Below are 19,361 nucleotides of genomic sequence, written 5' to 3' on the forward strand. Positions count from 1 at the left end.
AAAAACAACTTCCGCCCTGAGGATGATCCATGAACCTCGAATACCTGTCGGGCTTCGGCAATGAATTCGCCAGCGAAGCCCTGCCCGGCGCCTTGCCGGTCGGCCAGAACTCCCCGCAAAAAGCCCCCTACGGGCTGTATACCGAGCTGTTTTCCGGCACCGCCTTCACCATGGTACGCAGCGAAGCCCGCCGCACCTGGCTGTACCGCATCCAGCCATCGGCCAATCACCCCGCGTTTATCAAGCTGGAGCGGCAGCTGGCCGGCGGTCCGTTGGGCGCGGTGACACCCAATCGCTTGCGTTGGAACCCGTTGGATATTCCGAGTGAGCCGACAGACTTTATCGACGGCCTGGTCGGCATGGTAGCCAACGCCGGGTCGGAAAAACCCTCGGGCATCAGCATCTATAACTACTGCGCTAATCGCTCCATGGACCGCGTGTTCTTCAATGCCGACGGCGAACTGTTGATCGTCCCCGAGCAGGGCCGCCTGCGCATCGCCACCGAACTGGGGGTACTGGACGTCGAGCCGCTGGACATTGTGGTGTTGCCCCGTGGCCTCAAATTTCGTGTCGAGCTGCTGGATGCACAGGCGCGCGGTTACGTCGCCGAAAACCATGGCGCGCCCCTGCGCCTGCCGGACCTGGGGCCTATCGGCAGCAACGGTCTGGCCAATCCGCGTGACTTCCTCACCCCGGTGGCCCACTACGAAGACCTCAGGCAACCGACCACGCTGGTGCAGAAATTCCTCGGTGAGCTGTGGGCGTGCGAGCTGGACCATTCACCGCTGAACGTGGTGGCCTGGCACGGCAATAACGTGCCGTACAAATACGACCTGCGCCGCTTCAACACCCTCGGCACCGTGAGCTTCGATCACCCCGATCCGTCGATCTTCACCGTATTGACCTCGCCCACCAGCGTGCACGGCCTGGCCAACCTCGACTTCGTGATCTTCCCGCCGCGTTGGATGGTGGCCGAGAACACTTTCCGTCCGCCGTGGTTCCACCGCAACCTGATGAACGAATACATGGGCCTGATCCAGGGCGCCTACGATGCCAAGGCCGAAGGCTTCCTGCCCGGCGGCGCGTCGCTGCACAGTTGCATGAGCGCCCACGGCCCGGACGGCGAGACCTGCACCAAGGCCATCAACGTGGACCTGGCACCGCACAAGATCGATAACACCATGGCCTTCATGTTCGAGACCAGCCAAGTGCTGCGTCCCACTCAGTTCGCCCTGGAGTGCCCGCAACTGCAACCTTCCTATGACGCGTGCTGGGCCTCGTTGCCCGTCACCTTCAACCCGAACCGGAGATAACCCATGACGCAGCCAACCCTTACCCGCAGTTGGGTAGCCTCCGCCAATGGTCACCGCGATTTCCCCCTGCAAAACCTGCCGCTGGGCGTGTTCAGCATCAACGGCTCGGCCCCGCGCAGTGGCGTGGCGATTGGCGACGCGATCCTCGACCTGCACGCCGCCCTGGATGAGTTTGAGGGCGAAGCCCGCCGCGCCGTTGACGCGACTGCGGGCGGCCAGCTGAACGCCTTTTTCGAGCTGGGCCGTGGCCCGCGCGTGGCCTTGCGCGAGCGCCTGCTGGAACTGCTTGCCGAGGGCAGCAGGCTGCAGGCCCGTGAAGCGCAGGTGCTGCACCGCGCCGCCGATTGCCAGATGCACCTGCCGGCGAAGATCAACGACTACACCGACTTCTACGTCGGCATCGAGCACGCGCAAAACGTCGGCAAACTGTTCCGCCCGGATAACCCGCTGCTGCCGAACTACAAGTACGTGCCGATCGGTTATCACGGCCGCGCCTCGACCATTCGCCCCTCGGGTGCCGACGTCCGTCGCCCCAAAGGCCAGACCTTGCCGGCTGGCCAGACCGAACCAACCTTCGGCCCCTGCGCACGCCTGGACTATGAGCTGGAACTGGGCATCTGGATCGGCCAGGGCAATGCCATGGGCGACTCGATTGCCATTGGCGATGCGGCCGAGCATATCGCCGGTTTCTGCCTGCTCAATGATTGGTCGGCGCGGGACATCCAGGCCTGGGAATACCAGCCGCTGGGGCCGTTCCTGTCGAAGAGCTTCATCACCAGCATTTCACCGTGGGTGGTCACGGCCGAAGCCCTGGAACCGTTCCGCAAAGCCCAGCCGGCGCGGCCCGAAGGCGATCCGCAGCCGCTGCCGTACCTGCTGGATAAGCGTGACCAGGCCGCTGGCGCCTTGGATATCGAGCTTGAGGTGCTGTTGACCACCGCCGCCATGCGCGAACAGAACCTGCCGGCCCATCGCCTGGCCCTGAGCAACAGCCTGCATATGTACTGGACCGTCGCGCAATTGGTGGCGCACCACAGCGTCAACGGCTGCCAACTGCAGGCCGGTGACCTGTTTGGTTCGGGCACCTTGTCCGGCCCTGAAGCCGGGCAGTTCGGCAGCCTGCTGGAGATGACCGAAGGCGGCAAGAAGGTCATCGAACTGCCTTCCGGCGAAGTGCGCAGGTTCCTTGAGGACGGTGACGAGGTCATCCTGCGCGCCCGTTGCAACCGTGAAGGCTTCGCCTCCATCGGCTTCGGCGAATGCCGTGGCACCGTGGTCGCGGCGCGCTAGGAGGGCAGGGCGATGGAACTCTATACCTACTACCGCTCTACGGCGTCCTACCGGGTTCGCATCGCCCTTGCGCTCAAGGGCCTGGATTTCACTGCGGTGCCCGTCAACCTGCTGGTGCCGGCGGGTGGCGCCAATCGCCAGACCGAATACCTGGCCATCAACCCCCAAGGTCGTGTGCCGGCCTTGCGCACCGATGACGGCGAGCTGCTGATTCAGTCCGCGGCGATCATTGAATACCTGGACGAACGTTATCCACAGGTGCCGCTGCTTTCCAAGGACATGGCCACCCGTGCCCATGAGCGCGCAGTGGCGTCGATCATCGGCTGCGATATTCACCCATTGCACAACTCCAGCACCCAGAACTTGTTGCGTCAGTGGGGACATGACGAGGCGCAGGTGCTGGAGTGGATCGGGCATTGGATCAGCCAGGGGCTGGGGGCGGTGGAACAGTTGATTGGCGATAAGGGGTATTGCTTCGGCGAGCAGCCGGGGATGGCCGATGCCTTCCTGATTCCCCAACTGTATGCGGCGGAGCGCTTCAAGGTGCCGTTGGGGGCGTATCCACGCATCGGCCGGGTGGCGGCGTTGGCGGCGCAGCATCCGGCATTTATCCAGGCCCATCCTGCCAATCAACCCGACACTCCTGAGTGATCGTGCCCGCGCGGAGCGTGAGCACAATAATAAAAACAGGTACCTTGCGATGCACAATCAGATTGCCAGCTTTCGCGCGGCACTCGATGCCCGTCCGGTGTCGCGCTACCAGTGGTTGATTCTCCTGTTGCTGGCCTTGTTGCTGGTAACCGATGGCTACGATGCCCAGGTGCTGGGTTATGTGGTACCGGCGCTGGCGTCGGATTGGGGGCTGGAAAAGGCCGCGTTCGGACCGGTGTTCAGTGCCAACCTGCTGGGGCTGACCTTGGGCTCGTTGCTGGTGACACCCCTGGCCGACCGCTTTGGCGTTCGCCGCATCCTGCTGGGCTGCGTGCTGATCTACGCCAGCCTCACGGTGTTGATGGTCTTCGCCAGCTCGCTGACCACGCTGATGGCGGCGCGCTTTATCTGCGGTATCGGCATGGGCGGCGCGATGCCCAGTGCCATGGCGTTGATGTCGGACTATTCCCCGCCACGCCTGCGCACCTTGATGGTGACGTTGGCGGCGTGCGGCTTTTCGTTCGGCGGCGCAGCCGGTGGGTTTGTGGCCGCAGGATTTATCGACGGCTTTGGCTGGCAGGCGGTGTTTCTTGCCGGCGGCGTGACGCCGTTGCTGCTGTTCCCTTTCCTGATGTGGCTGCTGCCGGAATCCCTGCCGCGCCTGCTGCGCGATGCGCCGCCGTATGCACGCTTGCATAAGGTCACCGCGCGCATGTTGCCCGGGTGGCGTGCGCCGCTGGCGGGCGAGGACGAAAACCGCCGCGAGCAGGGCAGCCCGTTGACGGTGGTGGAGCTGTTTCGCCATGGCTATGCACGCCCGACCGTGCTGATCTGGGCGACCTTCTTTGTCAGCCTGATCCTGCTGTATTTCATGATCAGCTGGTTGCCGTCGCTGCTGCTGGAAAGTGGCCTGGCGTTGAGTGAAGCCAACCTGGTGACCTCAATGTTCCTGTTCGCCGGCACCTTGGGGGCCATCGGCATGGCCTGGTTTGCCGATCGATTGAAGCACAAGGTGCGGCTGTTGTCCGGCGTGCTGGCGGCAGCGGCGGTGTGTACCGTGCTGCTGGGGCTGAACCACGACAATCCGCGCTATCTGGTGGCCTGTGTGTTTGCCGCCGGGTTTTGCATCATTGGCGGGCAACTGACCCTTAATGCTTTCGCCAGCAATTTTTATCCGGCGCATGTACGCGCCACCGGTACGGGTTGGGCATTGGGTGTAGGGCGCTTCGGCTCAATCCTGGGCCCGTTGCTGGGCAGCATGCTGCTGGCGATGCATATTCCGGTGCAGCAGATTTTCTTCTTCTGCGCGATTCCGGCGGTGATCGCGGCGTTGTTGATCATTCAAGTGCGCTCGCCCGCGACTGACGCGCCGAAGAGCCCTTTGCATGGCGATATCCTCAAGGTGCCGGCCAATCACTGAAGATGTTGCATCTACATCGAGCAGGATCACTGTGGTGAGCGAGTTTCTGTGGTGAGCGGGCTTGCCCCGCGCTGGAGTGCGAAGCGCTCCCAGGATTTTTGGGGCCGCTACGCAGCCCAGCGCGGGGCAAGCCCGCTCACCACAGAAGGCCGCTCACCACAGGGAAATAGGCGCTTGAGAGCAGTGGGTTCAATGCACCACGGAGTTGGGTGGCAGGTGCCCCAGGCGTTCAGTCAGGCGCAGGCGTTGGATCGGGTCTTCGCTGAGCATCAACGCGTGTTCCAGGTCGAAGCGCTCGGCGTTGGGGCAGTCCAGGCGTTGATACAGGCTGGCCCGCGCGAGGTAATCGGCAGCGCTGGCATTGCCCAGTTCCAGCACGCGTTCGGCGTCGATCAGCGCGGCCAGGGGGTTGTCATTGGCCAGGTGCAACTGGCGCAGGTTGCGGGACAACCGTTGCAGGATCGAACGGGGTTCGGCGGTGTGCAGGTGATCGGCCTGCAACTTGAGGTTGGGACCATACTGGCGTTGCAGCAGCTCGCGGCAGTCGTTGGGGTACAGGCGTCGCCCGCCGCAAGGGTCCAGCAAGTGATCGGCACCGGGCACCCGCAGCAGGAAGTGGCCGGGGAAGTTGACGCCGACCATGGGAATGCCCAGGCGTCGCGCCAGCTCCATGGCAATCAACCCCATGGCCAGGGGTTGCCCGCGTTTGCGTTGCAACACCTTGTCCAGCAGGGCGGCGGCGGGGCGCAGCGGGGTGAAATCATCCTGGGCGAAGCCGAGGTCATTCATACCTCGCAGCAAGGGTTGGCCCAGTTCATCCGCTGGCAGCAGGGGCATGCCCAGGCTGACCTGTTGCTCGAGCAATTTCAGGTCCTGCATGATCAACGCCGGTTGCACCGCCGGGTCATGCTCGGCGGCGATCCACAGCGCGGCTTCAAACAGCGCGGGGGGCGAACGTTCCAGGCAGGCGAAAAAAGCGTGACGGGGATTCATTGCATTCTCCGGCGAATGCCCCCGTTTTAGCCTTGCTGGGAATTTTCGTCCAGTGGCTTAAGAAATATCCTATCCGCTTATGTCACAAGACCTACAAAACCGGACGGCTTATTCCAGCGCACTTCGGCAGTTTTCTGCCGCAAGCCTATACTTGGCGACACAAGAAGTGATTCGGGAGCTCGACGATGTTTGCTCTCATGCACAGCACCCGCCTTGAATCGCTGCACCTGAGCATCGACCCGGTGACGGGGTTGAAGGCGGTCATAGCCATCCATAACAGCCGCCTGGGCCCTGCCCTGGGTGGTTGTCGCTACCTTGCCTACCCCGACGATGAAAGCGCCGTGGCGGACGCCGCGCGCCTGGCCCAAGGCATGAGCTACAAGGCCGCCCTGGCCGGGTTGCCGGTGGGGGGCGGGACGGCGGTGATCCTGCGCCCCGCCCATGTGGAAAACCGTGCGGCGCTGTTTGAAGCCTTTGGTCGTTGCATCGAGCAACTCGACGGTCGCTACATCACCGCCACCGACAGCGGTACCTCGGTCGCCGACATGGACTGCATCGCCCAGCACACTCGCTTCGTTACCAGCACCACCGCCGCCGGCGACCCCTCGCCCCATGCCGCCATGGGCGTGTTCGCGGGTATCCGCACCACCGCCATGGCCCGCCTGGGCAGCGACAACCTCGAAGGCTTGCGCGTAGCTATCCAGGGCCTGGGCAACGTGGGCTTCGCCCTGGCCGAACAACTGCACGCCGCCGGCGCCGAACTGTTGGTCAGCGACATCGACCACGGCAAGGTGCAGCTGGCCATGGAACAGCTCGGCGCGCACCCTATCGCCAACGACGCCTTGCTCAGCACCCCGTGCGACATCCTCGCGCCCTGCGGCCTGGGCGCAGTGTTCAACCGCCAGAGCGTCGGCCAGCTCCGCTGCGCCGCCGTCGCCGGTTCCGCCAGTGCGCAACTGACCAACCTGCAAGTGGCCGACCAACTCGAAGGCCGCGGCATCCTCTACGCCCCGGACTACGTGATCAACTCCGGCGGCCTGATCTACGTCGCCCTCAAGCACAGCGGTGCCGAACTGCCGACCATCACCGCGCACCTGTCCAACATCGGCACGCGCCTGACTGAAATCTTCGCCCACGCCCAGGCCGAAAAACGCTCACCCGCACGGGTCGCGGACGAGCTGGCCGAGCGCCTGCTCTACAAATAGGCATTAAAAAGGCCCTGAATCATCGACTCAGGGCCTGTTCAATTCGGGCTTATTCCGCCGGTGCGTTCAGCAACTCGGACAATGCATCCGGTTGGCTCTTGAACGCCTTGGCAAACACATCGCGATTCTTCGCCATGTAGATCCCGGCTTCCTCCACCTGCTGCTCGCTCAGGGACGGCACGGCTTTTTGCAACACTTCTGCGAGCAACTCAGCGAGTTCAAGCATCTTGTCATGACGGTCAGCTTCGGCTTTATCCATGAACAAACGCTCCAGATCTCGGCTGCTGCGGTATACCACTTCGACGGCCATTCACCACCTCACATGCCTTCACGATAGTTGTCTTTTGCGACTACTGTATTTATATACAGCGAAAAGGGTAAGCCAAACCGTGGGGTTTGGGTAGCAGTTTTTTAATGTAGCCCGTAAATACAGGCCAGGCGTGCCTCATGTCACCCCGCCATCATCTTATACCCGCCTCTGGCCTTTTTTCTGCATGCAGAACAACCGTCACGTCCAACCCGCATTATCCGGTCGAACCGACCTAAGGAAGCACCATCGTGAAATTTAATTGGGCCGAAAAGCTGCGCCATCAAGTCCATGGGCTGGCCGAGTCCCTGGGTAACCTGTTTGTCGAGTCGTTCCATTACCTGGCGTTGTTCGCCATCGGTGCGGTGACCGCCTGGGCTGCGGTGATGGAATTCCTGGGGATGCTGGAGAACGGGCACATCAAGATCGACGACATCCTGCTGCTGTTCATCTACCTGGAATTGGGCGCGATGGTCGGGATTTATTTCAAGACCAACCACATGCCGGTGCGCTTCCTGATCTACGTGGCGATCACCGCGCTGACGCGCCTGTTGATCTCCAACGTGTCCCACCACAATCCGCCCGACCTCGGCATCATCTACCTGTGCGGCGGGATTCTGCTGCTGGCGTTTGCGATTCTGGTGGTGCGCTACGCGTCGTCGGCGTTCCCGTCGGTGAAGGTCGAAGGCCCGCGTCGCAAGGGCGAGGCGAGCCTGGAGACCGAGAAGGGTGAGCTTTAAAGCCCGACGCTGAAGGGCAGGGCGCGGGTCGGCGGCCGCTGCAACAATTTGTGGCTGTCGCCGTCCGTCATCACCGCCAGGATCTCCATGGCGCTGTGGCCCTGCTCGATGGCGATGCCGAATTGAATGCTTTGCACCAGGCGTTTGAGCCGTTGCGGGTCGTTGCGTTGTTCGGCGCTGATCATGCGTTTGGCCACTACGCCCGTCTCGTCCGAGAGGGTGAGCATGATGCTGCCGTCGAGCCGTTGGATGCTCAGGTTGACACGGTATTTTGGGGTGAAGGTGTCGGTGATGATCTGAAAAGGATTGTCCATGGTGCGTTACCGCCTGATAAGAACATGCAGTCATTGACGACCGGTGTCGTGATTAGTTCGCGTTGCCTGACCACCGGCCACTCCGTCGCTGAGGTGGTACAAATTCCGTTTACCTCATGGGCTGTACAGCAAAGGGCGTGCCGTACAGCGATCTGTCAAACAATGAGCTCCTTATGGGGGAGGGGGCTTGCTCCCGATAGCGGTGCATCAGTCAATGAATACTTGGCTGATGCACCGCTATCGGGAGCAAGCCCTCTCCCACATGGGTTCTATGTTGTTATTGGTGTTGGTGATCCGTTTCAGGGCAACACGGAAAAAACGATCGCAGACAGCGCAATCAGCCCGATCAGCACCACAAACACATTCGACACCTGGCCCGAATACTGGCGTAAAGCTGGCACGCGATGGATGGCGTACATCGGCATCAGGAACAGCAGGCAGGCGATGATCGGCCCGCCCAGGGTTTCGATCATGCCCAGGATGCTCGGGTTGAAGGTGGCCACGGCCCAGCAGGTCAGCACCATGAACAGCGCGGTGCAGCGTTCCAGCCATTTGGATGACATCGAACGGTCACGCCCGCGCAGGGATTTGACGATCAGCCCCTGGAAGCCTTCGCTGGCGCCGATGTAGTGGCCGAGGAAGGACTTGGTAATCGCCACCAGCGCGATCAACGGCGCGGCGTAAGCGATCACCGGCGTCTGGAAGTGGTTGGCCAGGTACGACAGGATCGAAATGTTCTGCGCCTTGGCCGCTGCCAGGTCAGCCGGCGACAGGGCCAGCACGCAGCTGAAGCAGAAGAACATCACCGTCAGCACCATCATGCCGTGGGCCGTGGCGAGGATGCCGCTGCTTTTGCGTTCGGCCAGCGGGCCGTACATGCGCTTCTGGTCGACGGCGAAGGCGGAGATGATCGGCGAGTGGTTGAATGAGAACACCATCACCGGGATCGCCAGCCATAGCGTGTTGAAAAACACTGGCAGGGGCATGCCCTCGCTGGCGGAGGCGAAGAAGGCGCCGTTCCAGTTGGGGATCAGGCTGAGCGCCAGCAACAGCAAGGCGGCGACGAACGGATAGACCAGCACGCTCATGGCCTTGACGATCACACCCTGGCCGCAGCGCACAATGGCCATCAGGCCGAGGATCAGTACCAGCGACAGGATCGCCCGGGGCGGCGGCGCCAGGTGCAGTTGGTGCTCCATAAAGCTGCCCAGGGTGTTGGTCAGTGCCACGCTGTACACCAGCAGGATCGGGAAGATCGCAAAAAAATACAGCAGGGTGATCAGCTTGCCCGCACCGACGCCGAAGTGTTCTTCGACGACTTCGGTGATGTCGCCGGATTTGCCTGACAGCACAAAGCGCGTCAGACCACGGTGGGCAAAGAAGGTCATCGGGAAGGCCAGCAGCGCCAGCACGATCAACGGCCAGAAGCCGCCGACGCCGGCATTGATCGGCAGGAACAAGGTGCCGGCGCCGATGGCGGTGCCGTAGAGGCCGAGCATCCACGTGGTGTCGTGTTGGGTCCAGCCAGTGGTAACGGTAGTGTCTAAAGCAGGATTTTCAGCCGCAGGTGTACGTACATCGGTCATCGTTATTGCCTCGTTATTATTTTTGCGCGGGCTCACGTTGGGGCGGGACGAAGTGCTCCGATCAGCACTCCACCCAGCTGACCGCCAGGCCGCCCCGTGAAGTTTCTTTGTATTTGTCGTGCATGTCGGCGCCGGTATCGCGCATGGTGCGGATCACCCGGTCGAGGGAAATGAAGTGCTTGCCGTCACCGCGCAGGGCCATTTGCGTGGCGTTGATGGCCTTGACCGCGGCGATGGCATTGCGCTCGATGCACGGCACCTGCACCAGGCCGCCGACCGGGTCGCAGGTCAGGCCGAGGTTGTGTTCCAGGCCGATTTCGGCGGCGTTTTCCAGTTGCTCGGGGGTGGCGCCGAGGATGTCGGCCAAGCCGGCGGCGGCCATGGCGCAGGCTGAACCGACTTCGCCCTGGCAGCCGACTTCGGCACCGGAGATCGAGGCGTTTTTCTTACACAGAATGCCGACGGCTGCGGCGGCCAGGAAGAAATTGATCACATCGTCGTCAGACGCGTCGGCATTGAACTTCATGTAGTAGTGCAACACCGCCGGGATGATCCCCGCTGCGCCATTGGTCGGCGCCGTGACCATGCGCCCGCCTGCGGCATTTTCTTCGTTGACGGCGAGGGCGAACAGGTTGACCCATTCCATGGCCGACAAGGTCGAGGTGATCACATTGGGTTTGCCGATTTCCAACAGGCTGCGGTGCAATTTCGCCGCACGCCGTGGCACGTCCAGGCCACCGGGCAGGATGCCTTCATCGCGCAAGCCTTGTTCCACACATTCGCGCATCACCGACCAGATATGCAGCAGGCCGCTGCGGATCTGTTCTTCGCTGCGCCAGGCGCGTTCGTTGGCCATCATCAATTCCGAAACCCGCAGGCCGTGCTGGTTGCACAGGGCCAGCAGCTCGACGGCGCTGGAGAAGTCGTAGGGCAATTGCACATCGTTGGCCGGCGCGATGCCCGAAGCCGCTTCAGCGGCTTCGATGATGAAACCGCCACCCACCGAATAATAGGTCTGCTCGCTGAGCAGGCCGTTGTCGCCGTAGGCGTGCAGGGACATGGCGTTGGGGTGGTAGGGCAGGCTTTCGTCCAGCAGCAGGAGGTCTCTTTGCCAGTTGAAGGCAATTTCCTGTTGACCGGCCAGCAACAACTGTCCGGACTCGCGCAGCTGTTGGATTCGCGTGTTGATCGAAGTGGGATCGACCTGATCCGGCCATTCGCCCATCAAGCCCATGACGCAGGCGCGGTCGGTGGCGTGGCCGACACCAGTGGCGGACAGCGAGCCATACAGGCGCACTTCGACCCGGCGCGTTTCACTCAGCAAGTGCTGGTCGTTCAAGGCCAGGGCGAAGGTCGCCGCCGCGCGCATGGGGCCGACGGTATGGGAGCTGGACGGGCCGATGCCCACTTTGAATAGGTCGAAAACGCTGATAGCCATGCTAAAGCCTTACAAGCAATGGAGTAGGAATCGCTGCCATGTTTTGTAGGACGAGCGCAATTGGCGCGATATTGAGCCTCTGGATCGGCACTGACCAACGAATTATCCTAAGACACCCTTTAGCAGGACTAAACCCTATGGCTCGCCCTCTCCATGGCCAGACTTACGTCTGGTTGCACGTGTTTTCCTGCGCTGCCCGGCATCTGTCGTTCACCCGCTGCGCCGAAGAACTGCACATCACGCCGGGGGCGGTGAGCCAGCAAATCCGCCAGTTGGAGGAGCGCCTCGGGTTTCGGCTGTTTCATCGACGGGCACGGGGGGTGGAGCTGAGTGCCGAGGGCCAGCGCCTGGCGGCAACGGTGGGGGAAGCCTACGGCAGCATCGACGCCGAGTTGCAGCGGTTGGATGCGGGAATGATCAGCGGCACGCTTCGCCTGCGCTCGATTCCATCATTTCTCGGCAAGTGGCTGACCCCACGCCTACCGCGCTTGCAGCAGCGCTTCCCGGATATCCAACTGCGCATGGTCGCCGAGGACAGCAGCATCGCCCTGCACGAAGGCGACTTTGACCTGGCCATCGACCTCAATGACGGCAGCTACCCTGGCCTGTTATCCACAGCCCTGCTGGATGAGCAGATTTTCCCGGTCTGCGCCCCCAGCCTGTTGCGGGGTCGACCGCCCTTGCACGGTCCGGCCGATCTCGCGCATTTCCCGCTGCTGCACGACATTACCGCCTGGCGTGGGAGTTATGAGTATGCGGAGTGGGAGTTCTACCTGAATGCCATCGGCTATCACGTCGCCGATGTACGCCGTGGCCACACCTTCAATCGCAACCACCTGACCATCGAAGCCGCCATCGCCGGCATGGGCGTGGCGATTGCGCGACGCACCTTGCTCAATGATGAGCTGGAACGTGGCACCTTGATCGTGCCGTTCGGCCTCGCGGTGCCCAACCACAAACGTTATGTGCTGCTGTATGCGCCGGGCGCCCTGAACCATCCGGGCGTGCGCGCGGTGCATGACTGGCTGGTGGAGGAAGCAGGCATTTTTCGCGCCTTGCACCCGCTGGGGGAAGGGCAATTGTGAGGGGCGCGGAGCGTAAGAAGATGTAACTAACTCCCCACCCTAACAGTGTTTCTGCTTGTCGTCAGGGTTAATTTGTAATGTGGGATTTATCTTTGCAAAGGGGTTGAAATGTTTCTCTGACTGCTCAATTGTGTAATCAAGAGGTCATGGTTTCACCACCCCGGTGTTGCAGTTTGTGACCTCTCGCGAGCTAGCTGAAATAAGGGAAGAACTATGCAAATCCAAGTCAATAGCGATAACCATATTGAAAGCAGCATCCGACTGGAGGAGTGGGTACGTACTACCATTGAGAGCACGCTCGAACGTTATGAAGAAGACCTGACCCGAGTGGAGGTCTACCTGCGGGATGAGAACGGCGACAAGCCCGGTCCCCACGATTTAAGTTGCCGACTGGAAGCGCGGCCAAAAGGCCATCAACCGCTGTCGGTGTCCGCCAAGGGCGATACCCTGGAACAAGCGATTGACAGCGCGGCCACCAAGCTGGATCACGCATTGGAACATCTGTTTGGTCGACTGCAAGGCAAGCCCCGCGCTGCCGCGAAAAACCAGCCCATTAACAAAGTGAATGAAGACGCGCTGGAACAGGAATTCCTGGAAAACGAAAACGCGGTCATCAACGGCTGACGTTCTTTTCACCCCCTGCAAACGGGCCTGCATCTGCAGGCCCGTTTTCGTTCAGGCGCCGCGTCGGAAAAAATACCGGCTCAACAGCGCCAGCCCCCCAGCGCCCAACCCGGCAAACAGCATCGCCCAACCGGCGCCGTGGCGCAGTGCCGCCTTAGCATCGTTGGCTGCCAGCCCCATCGACTCCAACTTTCCTGCGGCAATGTTCTGGCTGATGGCCGGCCACTCCATTGACGTGGTGGCGGGCAGCATCTCGGCCAGCTGATGGCTGATCCCCAGCAACAGCACCAGCCCCATCAGGGCAATGTTGAGCGCCAGGGTGATCAGCCGCGCACTGAAGTCGATGCCGGAGGCCATGCCCGCGCGGTCGGCCGATACCGAGCCGGTGGTGGTATTGGTGGTGGGCGAGTTGGTCAGCGCCAGGCCTGCGCCGGCGATCACGCAGCTGAGCAGCACCAGCCCGATACGTGGGTGCTCGGCGCCGTTGACGGCGGCCATGGCGAGAAAGCCCGCGCCCATCAGGCCCAGGCCGAGGGGGATGATGCGTTCGGCGCCATAGCGCAGGGCCAGGCGCTCGGCCAGCGGCGGTACCAGCAAGGTCGGCAGGGTATAGGCGAGCAGCGCGGCGCCGGTGGTCAAGGTGTCGTAACCCAGGCCCGCCTGAAAGTACAACGGCAGGTAGATCATGAACGGCCAGAAGCTGAAGTTCATGCCGATCGAACCCATCAACGCACCGTTGAAACGCGGGATGCGGAACACCGAGAAGTCGAACATCGGGTGCGCACTGCGGAGCTCGACCGTGATGAACAGCAGCAGGCCGAGCCCCGACAACGCCGCCCAACCGAGCATGGCCGGTGTGCCGAAACCGTGCTCGCTGCCTTGGGTGATGAAGTACACCAGGGCAAACACCGACAGGGTCAGGGTGAGCATGCCGGCGATGTCCAGGCGATGGGCGGCCGGGTCGCGGGACTCCTGCACGCTGATGCGCAGCAGCACCAGGGTGAACAGGGTGAGCGGCACATGTACGAGGAACACCCAACGCCAATCCGCCACCGCCAGGATCAATGCGCCGATCATCGGCCCGAAGCCCAGGCCCACGCCGGCAATCACGCCCCATATCGCAAACGCCCGTGCCCGTGCTGCCGGTTCGCGGAACAGGTGCGAGAGGATGGCGAATTGGCAAATCATCATCGCCCCGGCACCGATGCCCTGGATAAACCGCGCCGTGATCAGCAGCGAAGAATCCTCGGCCAGCCCGCAGGCCAGTGAAGCCAGGCCAAACACCCACAGGCACAGCACCAGCATGCGGCGACGGCCAAAGCGATCCGCCAACGTGCCCGCCGCCATCAGCACGCTCGTGCAGGCCAGGGTGTAGGCGTTCATGATCCACTGGGCGTCCTGGAAGCCCGTGCCCAACTCCCGCTCGAGCGTCGGCAGGATCACCGGCACGCTGGAAATCTCCAGGCCGAACATCAGGGCGACAAGGCACACGGCCGTGAGGGCCAGCCCATTCCTGGCGGTACGCGGGGGGCTGGCGGTGGTTAGCGTGGCGGCGGGTGGCATGGGATTCTCCTGTGGATGAAGTGTCGCGTTATTTTCAGGGGAATCTGTTTCGTTATTCGTGATAAGTTTTCCGCTGATAAGGGAATTCAGGGCGACAATCGAGCCATGACGACACCGCGTTTTGATGGCGTTGAGCTGTTTCTGCACATCGTCGAAAGCGGCAACCTGACCGAGGCCGCCGAACGGCTGAACCTCACCCGTTCGGCGGTCGGCAAGGGCCTGGCGCGATTGGAAGCACGCCTGGGCACGTGCCTGTTGCAGCGCTCCACCCGCCGCCAGCGGCTGACCGAGGACGGCCAGGCGTACTACGAGCATTGCCTGCGCGCGTTGGCGGAACTCGAGGCGGCCGAATCGGTGCTGGAAAGCGGCCGGCAACAGCCACGCGGCCGTTTGCGGGCCAGCTTGCCACTGGCCTTCGGGCATCACTACGCAGCCCCTGCATTGTGGGGGTTGATGGCGCGCTATCCGGAACTGGAGATCGAGATCAGCTTCGCCGATCGTCTGGTGGACCTGGCACAGGAAGGCTTCGACGTCGCCGTGCGGATCGGCCCGCTGCCCGACACCGACCGCCTCAGTGCACGTCGCCTGGGCGAACAGGCCGTGGAGCTGGCGGCGTCACCGGCGTACTTGCAGCGCGTCGGGCCGATTGAATGCATCGAAGACCTTGCCGGCCATCGCGGCATCGCCTATCGCAGCACGACCTCGCAGCGCAATCCCGTGGTCTCGCCGTTGATGATGGACGACCTCCAGGCCGTGGCCGATGCCGCCATCGCGGGCGTCGGCCTGGCCTGGTTGCCGAGTTGGTTGATTGCGCACTATGTGCTGCGTGGGCAGTTGGTCGCGGTGTTGCCCGGCTATCGCGAGCAACCCGCGCCGATCCATGTGATCTGGCCGACAGCCGTGCATATGCCGGCCAAGACCCGTTGTGCAATCGACGCTCTGGTCGCCGCCACCCCCAGTTGCCTGGCGGGCAGTTAGAACGCGATAGAGGTCTGCACGTACAGCGTACGCGGCTCACCCACGTATTTGCCCTTGTTGTTGTCGTCGAACGAGCGGGTGAAGTACTGCGTGTTGAAGATGTTCTTCACGCCGACCGCCACATTCAGATCCGACAGTTGCGGGCCGAAGTCATAGGCTGCGCGGCTGCTGAACAGCATGTAGCCGGGGATTCGACCGTTGGCGCCGTCAGCACTTTCTGCCTGGGTGTTGGCGTTGTCGGCGAACTGGCTGCTCTGATAGCTGCTGTCCACATTGAGTTTCCAGCGCCCTTCGGTGTAACCCACGCCGAGGGTGCCCTTGTGCTTGGACGAGAAGGGCACGCGGTTGCCTTTGTTCGGGCCGTCTTCGCGGATGGTGGCGTCGACGTAGGCGTAGGTAGCGTACACATCGAAACCGGCCAGCGCCGGGCTCAAGCCATCGAGGGCGTAGTTGACGCTGGTTTCAATACCCTGGTGGCGCGTTTCGCCGCGGGCGATCACCGAGTCGTTGGTCTGGTTGCTTTCATACTGGTTGTCGAAGTTGATCAGGAACGCGCCGATCTCTGCGCGCAAGGTGCCGTCGTCATAGCGGGTACCCAGTTCCCAGGTGCGGGCTTTTTCCGGTTTCACTTCACCGCTGGTCACACGGTTGGGCATCTGGCTGTACTGCACGCTGCCGAATGAACCTTCGGTGTTGGCGTACAGGTTCCAGTCGTCGGTCAGGTGATAGAGCACGTTCAACGCCGGCAGCGCGGTGTTGTAGTCGCCTTTGTATTTGACGTTGGTCAGGTTGTTGCTCTGCTGGGACTCGATCATCTCGTAGCGGATGCCCGGGGTGATGGTCCATTTGCCGATATCAATCCGGTCATCGACGAAGAACGCATTGGCTTCGGTGCCGCCACGGGTGTCGCGGTCGTTGCGGCTGTCGGTGCTGGGGATTTGCTGGTTGTTGGCGGAAATCGGCGTGCGGTAGCGCAACTCGTGGCCGGCTTCGTTGATGTAGCGGTAGCCGACGCCCACTTCATGGCTGGTCGGGCCGAGGTCAAAGCCCTGGGCGAAACGGGTTTCCACGCCGCGCACCCAATACTCACGCGGGGACAGCGACAGGAACGTGCCCTGGTCCAGGTAGCCGCTGCGCAGGGTCTTGGTGAAGAAGCTGTTGACGGTGAATTCGCGGCGGTCCTGCTCGTATCGATAGCCGACGTTGAACATCGTACGGCGGCCCCAGAATTTGTCGTAGGGGCGGGTGGACTGATACGGATCGGCCTTGTAGTCCGCGACGTTCAAGCCCCCAGGCATATCGGCCTGGCCTTCGTAGTACTGCGCCATGGCGTTGAAGCTGTTGGCGTCGTCGAGCTGGTATTTGCCTTTGAGGATCAGGTCGTCGATGCGCGTGTTGCTGTTTTCGCGCCAGTCGCCGCCACGGGTGCCGGAATACAAAATCGCGCCGCCCAGGCCATTCTCGGCAGTGCCGCCGGCCAGCAGGTTGCCGGTGGTCTTGAAGCCGTCATGGCTGGAAGACGGGCTGGTCTCGGTCTGCAAGCCACCTTTGACGGTGGGTGCATCCGGGATCGCGCGGGTCACGAAGTTGACCACGCCGCCGACGTTCTGCGGGCCGTAGCGCACTGCGCCGCCGCCACGCACCACGTCCACGGCGTCCATGTTGCCCATGCTGATCGGTGCGAAGGACAGCTGCGGCTGGCCGTACGGCGCGAACGGCACCGGGATACCGTCCATCAGCACTGTTGAGCGCGAGGCCAGGCGCGGGTTGAGACCGCGAATGCCGAAGTTCAGCGCCATATCGTGGCTGCCGGTGCCGTTATTGTCCGGGGCGTTGACGCCGGGGATGCGGTTGAGCACGTCCTTGGCCTGGGTGGCGCCCTGGCGTTCGAACGCTTCGCGGCGGATCACGTCACGGGCGCCGGGGTGTTCGAAGACATTGGTTTGCGCCGCATCGCCGAGCCAGTCGCCGACCACGCTGGAGGTCGCCAACTCGACAGCCGCCGGCGCCGTTGCCGGTTGCAGGCTGTAGGCGTTGTCGCCTTCGGCACGGGCTTGCAGGCCGGTACCTTCCAGCAGCTTCTGCAGGCCTTCGGCGGCGCTGTAGCTGCCGGACAAACCACGGCTTTGCACGCCCGCCGTGACTTCGGAACCGAAGGAAATCAACACGCCGGCTTCACGGCCAAACTGGTTCAGGGCTGCTTCCAGCGAGCTGGGCGCGATGTGATACGGCTTGGCATCGGCCGCCATCACGCAAGGCAGTACGGTCAGGCTGAGGCTGGCGCCCAGCAGCAGTTGGCGCAAGGTGCGGGCGAGAAGGGTGGGGTGCTGGGGCATGAAGGGCGGTCCTGAGAAGGAAGGATCAAGGTGGCTTTCCTTCTCTGTCACGCGAGGTGCGGAAAACGGCTCACGGTGGCTGAAAATAATTTACGCACGGGCCTGGACGCTCACCCAATAGCGGGTAAAACGCCGCACCTTGACCGGCAGGCTGACCTCCAGCAGGTCGAGGATGCGTTCGCTGTCGTCCAGCGGGTAGCTGCCGGACAGCAGCAGGTTGGCGACCTGCGCATCGCAATGGAGCTGGCCACGGCGGTAGCGGCCCAGTTCGGCGAGAAAGTCCTCCAGGCGCATATGCGCGGCCACCAGCATGCCGTCGGCCCAGGCGCCGCTGTTGGCATCGGTAGCTCGCGGGGTGTCCCAGCCCTTGCGGGTGAAATTGACCTGGCGTGCCGCGTCGACCGTCAGGGGCAGGCCGCTGTAGGTATTGGGCATCACCTCGACGCGGCCGTCGAACACCGCCAGTTGGGTGTGGTCGTTGAACTGGCGCACATTCAGGCGCGCCGCCTGGCTGCTGAGCAGGCCCTGGCCGGTCAACACCTGCAGCGGCGTGCTGCCGGCATTGGCGGTGAGCAGGATCTCGCCTTCGAGCAGGCGGATCAGCCGTTGCCGACCGTCGAAGTGCACATCCACGGCGCTGCCGGTATTGAGTTGCAACTGGCTGCCGTCGGCCAGTTGCACCTTGCGCCGTTGGCCGACGGGGCTGCGGTAGTCGGCGCTCAGCGGCGGCAGGATATGCTGCTGGCGCAGGCTCCAGGCCGCGGCCGAACCGGCGCCGAGGATCAGCAGCAACTTCATCGCCTGGCGCCGGCTGCTGGACTTAGGTGCGTTCAAGGCCGCATGGGCCAGGGGCGAGGGCATGCCGCGCAGGCGCTGGTTGACGCGCTGGATATGGTCCCAGGCGCGCTGATGTTCGCTATGGGCATTCAGCCAGTGTTGCCAGGCCGCCTGCTGGCGTGGGTTGAGCGCGCCTTGCTGCATTTCCATCAGCCAGTGCACGGCCTGTTCGGCAACCTGGGTCGAGACATTCATAGGGCGAAATAGCAGCGCATGGCGGCTTTATTCAGGTGGCGTTTGACGGTGGCGATGGAGATGCCCAGTTCGGCACCGATCTGCGCATACGTCAGGCCGTCGAGTTGGGCCAGCAGGAACGCGCGCTTGACCAGCGTGGGTAAGCCGTCGAGCAACTGGTCCAGCTCCAGCAGGGTTTGCAGGATGATCGCGCGCTCTTCTTCGGATGGCGCTACCTGTTCAGGCATCTGCGCCAAGGCGTCGAGGTAGGCGCGTTCCAGGTCCTGGCGGCGGTAGAAGTTGAACAACACGCGCTTGGCGACCGTGGTGAGGAACGCGCGGGGCTCGACCAGCGTCGGCGCCTCCCGTGCGGTCAGGATTCGGATGAAGGTGTCCTGCGCCAGGTCTGCTGCACTTTCCGGGCAGCCGAGCTTGCGTCGCAACCAGCCGGTGAGCCAGTGGTGATGGTCGTTATAGAGCACTTCGACAGTGTTGGACGGCTGCAAC

Annotated in this window: 18 protein-coding genes; 9 read left to right on the plus strand and 9 right to left on the minus strand. The window is 62.7% G+C overall.

The window, feature by feature from the left end; genetic code table 11:
- Positions 1–29 precede the first annotated feature (29 nt).
- Genes hmgA through J1N02_RS18830 form a run of 4 tightly spaced genes read left to right on the plus strand, consistent with a single transcriptional unit; the run spans position 30 to position 4,674 of the window.
- On the plus strand, positions 30–1,313 hold the full coding sequence (gene hmgA, locus J1N02_RS18815) for a homogentisate 1,2-dioxygenase (RefSeq protein ID WP_027604694.1): 1,284 nt from the start codon (positions 30–32) through the stop codon (positions 1,311–1,313).
- 3 nt (positions 1,314–1,316) lie between these two features.
- Positions 1,317–2,603 carry a fumarylacetoacetase gene (fahA, locus tag J1N02_RS18820; protein ID WP_098480336.1) on the plus strand — a complete coding sequence of 429 codons (1,287 nt, stop codon included), beginning with the start codon at positions 1,317–1,319 and terminating at the stop codon, positions 2,601–2,603.
- A gap of 12 nt (positions 2,604–2,615) precedes the next feature.
- Entirely contained in the window at positions 2,616–3,254 is a 639-nt protein-coding gene (maiA, locus tag J1N02_RS18825; RefSeq protein WP_421147568.1) for a maleylacetoacetate isomerase, read from the plus strand.
- A gap of 49 nt (positions 3,255–3,303) precedes the next feature.
- Positions 3,304–4,674, plus strand: coding sequence for an MFS transporter (locus tag J1N02_RS18830; RefSeq protein ID WP_419480329.1), 1,371 nt, complete (start codon positions 3,304–3,306; stop codon positions 4,672–4,674).
- A gap of 189 nt (positions 4,675–4,863) precedes the next feature.
- On the opposite strand, the gene J1N02_RS18835 is transcribed toward J1N02_RS18830, so the two are convergent.
- Entirely contained in the window at positions 4,864–5,667 is an 804-nt protein-coding gene (locus J1N02_RS18835) for a SirB1 family protein (protein WP_027604690.1), read from the minus strand.
- Between the two features lie 185 nt (positions 5,668–5,852).
- Here J1N02_RS18835 and J1N02_RS18840 point away from each other — a divergent pair, with 185 nt between their 5' ends.
- Positions 5,853–6,872 (plus strand): Leu/Phe/Val dehydrogenase, encoded by a 1,020-nt coding sequence (locus tag J1N02_RS18840; RefSeq protein WP_027604689.1) that lies wholly within the window; start codon positions 5,853–5,855, stop codon positions 6,870–6,872.
- A 49-nt stretch (positions 6,873–6,921) separates the two neighbouring features.
- On the opposite strand, the gene J1N02_RS18845 is transcribed toward J1N02_RS18840, so the two are convergent.
- Positions 6,922–7,182, minus strand: a complete 261-nt coding sequence (locus tag J1N02_RS18845; RefSeq protein ID WP_012722374.1) for a YebG family protein — start codon at positions 7,180–7,182, stop codon at positions 6,922–6,924.
- A gap of 248 nt (positions 7,183–7,430) precedes the next feature.
- Between J1N02_RS18845 and J1N02_RS18850 the strand changes: the two genes are divergently transcribed.
- Complete coding sequence (locus J1N02_RS18850) at positions 7,431–7,919, plus strand: phosphate-starvation-inducible protein PsiE (RefSeq protein ID WP_027604688.1); 489 nt, start codon at positions 7,431–7,433, stop codon at positions 7,917–7,919.
- Here J1N02_RS18850 and J1N02_RS18855 read toward each other — a convergent pair.
- From J1N02_RS18855 to J1N02_RS18865, 3 genes are all read right to left on the minus strand, one after another.
- Positions 7,916–8,233 carry a DUF3509 domain-containing protein gene (locus J1N02_RS18855; protein WP_065938619.1) on the minus strand — a complete coding sequence of 106 codons (318 nt, stop codon included), beginning with the start codon at positions 8,231–8,233 and terminating at the stop codon, positions 7,916–7,918. The two genes, J1N02_RS18850 and J1N02_RS18855, sit on opposite strands and share 4 nt — an antisense overlap.
- A 299-nt stretch (positions 8,234–8,532) precedes the next feature.
- Entirely contained in the window at positions 8,533–9,819 is a 1,287-nt protein-coding gene (locus J1N02_RS18860) for a serine/threonine transporter (RefSeq protein WP_098480335.1), read from the minus strand.
- 61 nt (positions 9,820–9,880) lie between these two features.
- Complete coding sequence (locus tag J1N02_RS18865) at positions 9,881–11,257, minus strand: L-serine ammonia-lyase (RefSeq protein WP_421147569.1); 1,377 nt, start codon at positions 11,255–11,257, stop codon at positions 9,881–9,883.
- A 137-nt stretch (positions 11,258–11,394) separates the two neighbouring features.
- On the opposite strand from J1N02_RS18865, the gene J1N02_RS18870 reads away from it, so the two are divergent.
- Together J1N02_RS18870 and J1N02_RS18875 are read left to right on the plus strand one after the other, a co-directional pair.
- Positions 11,395–12,342, plus strand: coding sequence for a LysR substrate-binding domain-containing protein (locus J1N02_RS18870; protein ID WP_027604684.1), 948 nt, complete (start codon positions 11,395–11,397; stop codon positions 12,340–12,342).
- Between the two features lie 213 nt (positions 12,343–12,555).
- The gene (locus J1N02_RS18875; RefSeq protein WP_027604683.1) at positions 12,556–12,966 is read left to right on the plus strand and encodes an HPF/RaiA family ribosome-associated protein; all 411 of its coding nucleotides are present in this window, start codon (positions 12,556–12,558) and stop codon (positions 12,964–12,966) included.
- Positions 12,967–13,017: 51 nt separating this feature from the next.
- Here J1N02_RS18875 and J1N02_RS18880 read toward each other — a convergent pair whose 3' ends face one another.
- Entirely contained in the window at positions 13,018–14,529 is a 1,512-nt protein-coding gene (locus J1N02_RS18880) for an MFS transporter (RefSeq protein ID WP_421147570.1), read from the minus strand.
- A gap of 105 nt (positions 14,530–14,634) precedes the next feature.
- Between J1N02_RS18880 and J1N02_RS18885 the strand changes: the two genes are divergently transcribed.
- Entirely contained in the window at positions 14,635–15,507 is an 873-nt protein-coding gene (locus tag J1N02_RS18885) for a LysR family transcriptional regulator (protein ID WP_421147571.1), read from the plus strand.
- Here the strand turns inward: J1N02_RS18885 and fecA are convergent.
- The 3 genes from fecA to J1N02_RS18900 form a co-directional block, all read right to left on the minus strand.
- Positions 15,504–17,843, minus strand: coding sequence for a TonB-dependent Fe(3+) dicitrate receptor FecA (gene fecA, locus J1N02_RS18890; protein WP_098480331.1), 2,340 nt, complete (start codon positions 17,841–17,843; stop codon positions 15,504–15,506). The two genes, J1N02_RS18885 and fecA, sit on opposite strands and share 4 nt — an antisense overlap.
- Before the next feature lie 90 nt (positions 17,844–17,933).
- Positions 17,934–18,875, minus strand: a complete 942-nt coding sequence (locus J1N02_RS18895; RefSeq protein WP_421147572.1) for a FecR domain-containing protein — start codon at positions 18,873–18,875, stop codon at positions 17,934–17,936.
- Positions 18,872–19,360 carry a sigma-70 family RNA polymerase sigma factor gene (locus J1N02_RS18900; protein WP_098480933.1) on the minus strand — a complete coding sequence of 163 codons (489 nt, stop codon included), beginning with the start codon at positions 19,358–19,360 and terminating at the stop codon, positions 18,872–18,874. Before J1N02_RS18900 ends, J1N02_RS18895 begins: the two co-directional genes overlap by 4 nt.
- Between the last annotated feature and the right edge of the window lies 1 nt (position 19,361).

Origin of the sequence: Pseudomonas sp. NFX5 (genome assembly GCF_049132125.1) — a bacterium.
Classification (GTDB): Bacteria; Pseudomonadota; Gammaproteobacteria; order Pseudomonadales; family Pseudomonadaceae; genus Aquipseudomonas; species Aquipseudomonas marginalis.

Excerpts from the sequence above, each read along its gene's own strand:
- J1N02_RS18895 (WP_421147572.1), bottom strand. The coding sequence starts at position 18,875 with ATGAATGTCTCGACCCAGGTTGCCGAACAGGCCGTGCACTGGCTGATG.
- J1N02_RS18860 (WP_098480335.1), bottom strand. The coding sequence starts at position 9,819 with ATGACCGATGTACGTACACCTGCGGCTGAAAATCCTGCTTTAGACACT.
- J1N02_RS18870 (WP_027604684.1), top strand. The coding sequence starts at position 11,395 with ATGGCTCGCCCTCTCCATGGCCAGACTTACGTCTGGTTGCACGTGTTT.
- fecA (WP_098480331.1), bottom strand. The coding sequence starts at position 17,843 with ATGCCCCAGCACCCCACCCTTCTCGCCCGCACCTTGCGCCAACTGCTG.
- J1N02_RS18855 (WP_065938619.1), bottom strand. The coding sequence starts at position 8,233 with ATGGACAATCCTTTTCAGATCATCACCGACACCTTCACCCCAAAATAC.
- hmgA (WP_027604694.1), top strand. The coding sequence starts at position 30 with ATGAACCTCGAATACCTGTCGGGCTTCGGCAATGAATTCGCCAGCGAA.
- maiA (WP_421147568.1), top strand. The coding sequence starts at position 2,616 with ATGGAACTCTATACCTACTACCGCTCTACGGCGTCCTACCGGGTTCGC.
- J1N02_RS18845 (WP_012722374.1), bottom strand. The coding sequence starts at position 7,182 with ATGGCCGTCGAAGTGGTATACCGCAGCAGCCGAGATCTGGAGCGTTTG.
- J1N02_RS18880 (WP_421147570.1), bottom strand. The coding sequence starts at position 14,529 with ATGCCACCCGCCGCCACGCTAACCACCGCCAGCCCCCCGCGTACCGCC.
- J1N02_RS18830 (WP_419480329.1), top strand. The coding sequence starts at position 3,304 with ATGCACAATCAGATTGCCAGCTTTCGCGCGGCACTCGATGCCCGTCCG.
- J1N02_RS18840 (WP_027604689.1), top strand. The coding sequence starts at position 5,853 with ATGTTTGCTCTCATGCACAGCACCCGCCTTGAATCGCTGCACCTGAGC.
- J1N02_RS18835 (WP_027604690.1), bottom strand. The coding sequence starts at position 5,667 with ATGAATCCCCGTCACGCTTTTTTCGCCTGCCTGGAACGTTCGCCCCCC.
- fahA (WP_098480336.1), top strand. The coding sequence starts at position 1,317 with ATGACGCAGCCAACCCTTACCCGCAGTTGGGTAGCCTCCGCCAATGGT.
- J1N02_RS18885 (WP_421147571.1), top strand. The coding sequence starts at position 14,635 with ATGACGACACCGCGTTTTGATGGCGTTGAGCTGTTTCTGCACATCGTC.
- J1N02_RS18865 (WP_421147569.1), bottom strand. The coding sequence starts at position 11,257 with ATGGCTATCAGCGTTTTCGACCTATTCAAAGTGGGCATCGGCCCGTCC.
- J1N02_RS18875 (WP_027604683.1), top strand. The coding sequence starts at position 12,556 with ATGCAAATCCAAGTCAATAGCGATAACCATATTGAAAGCAGCATCCGA.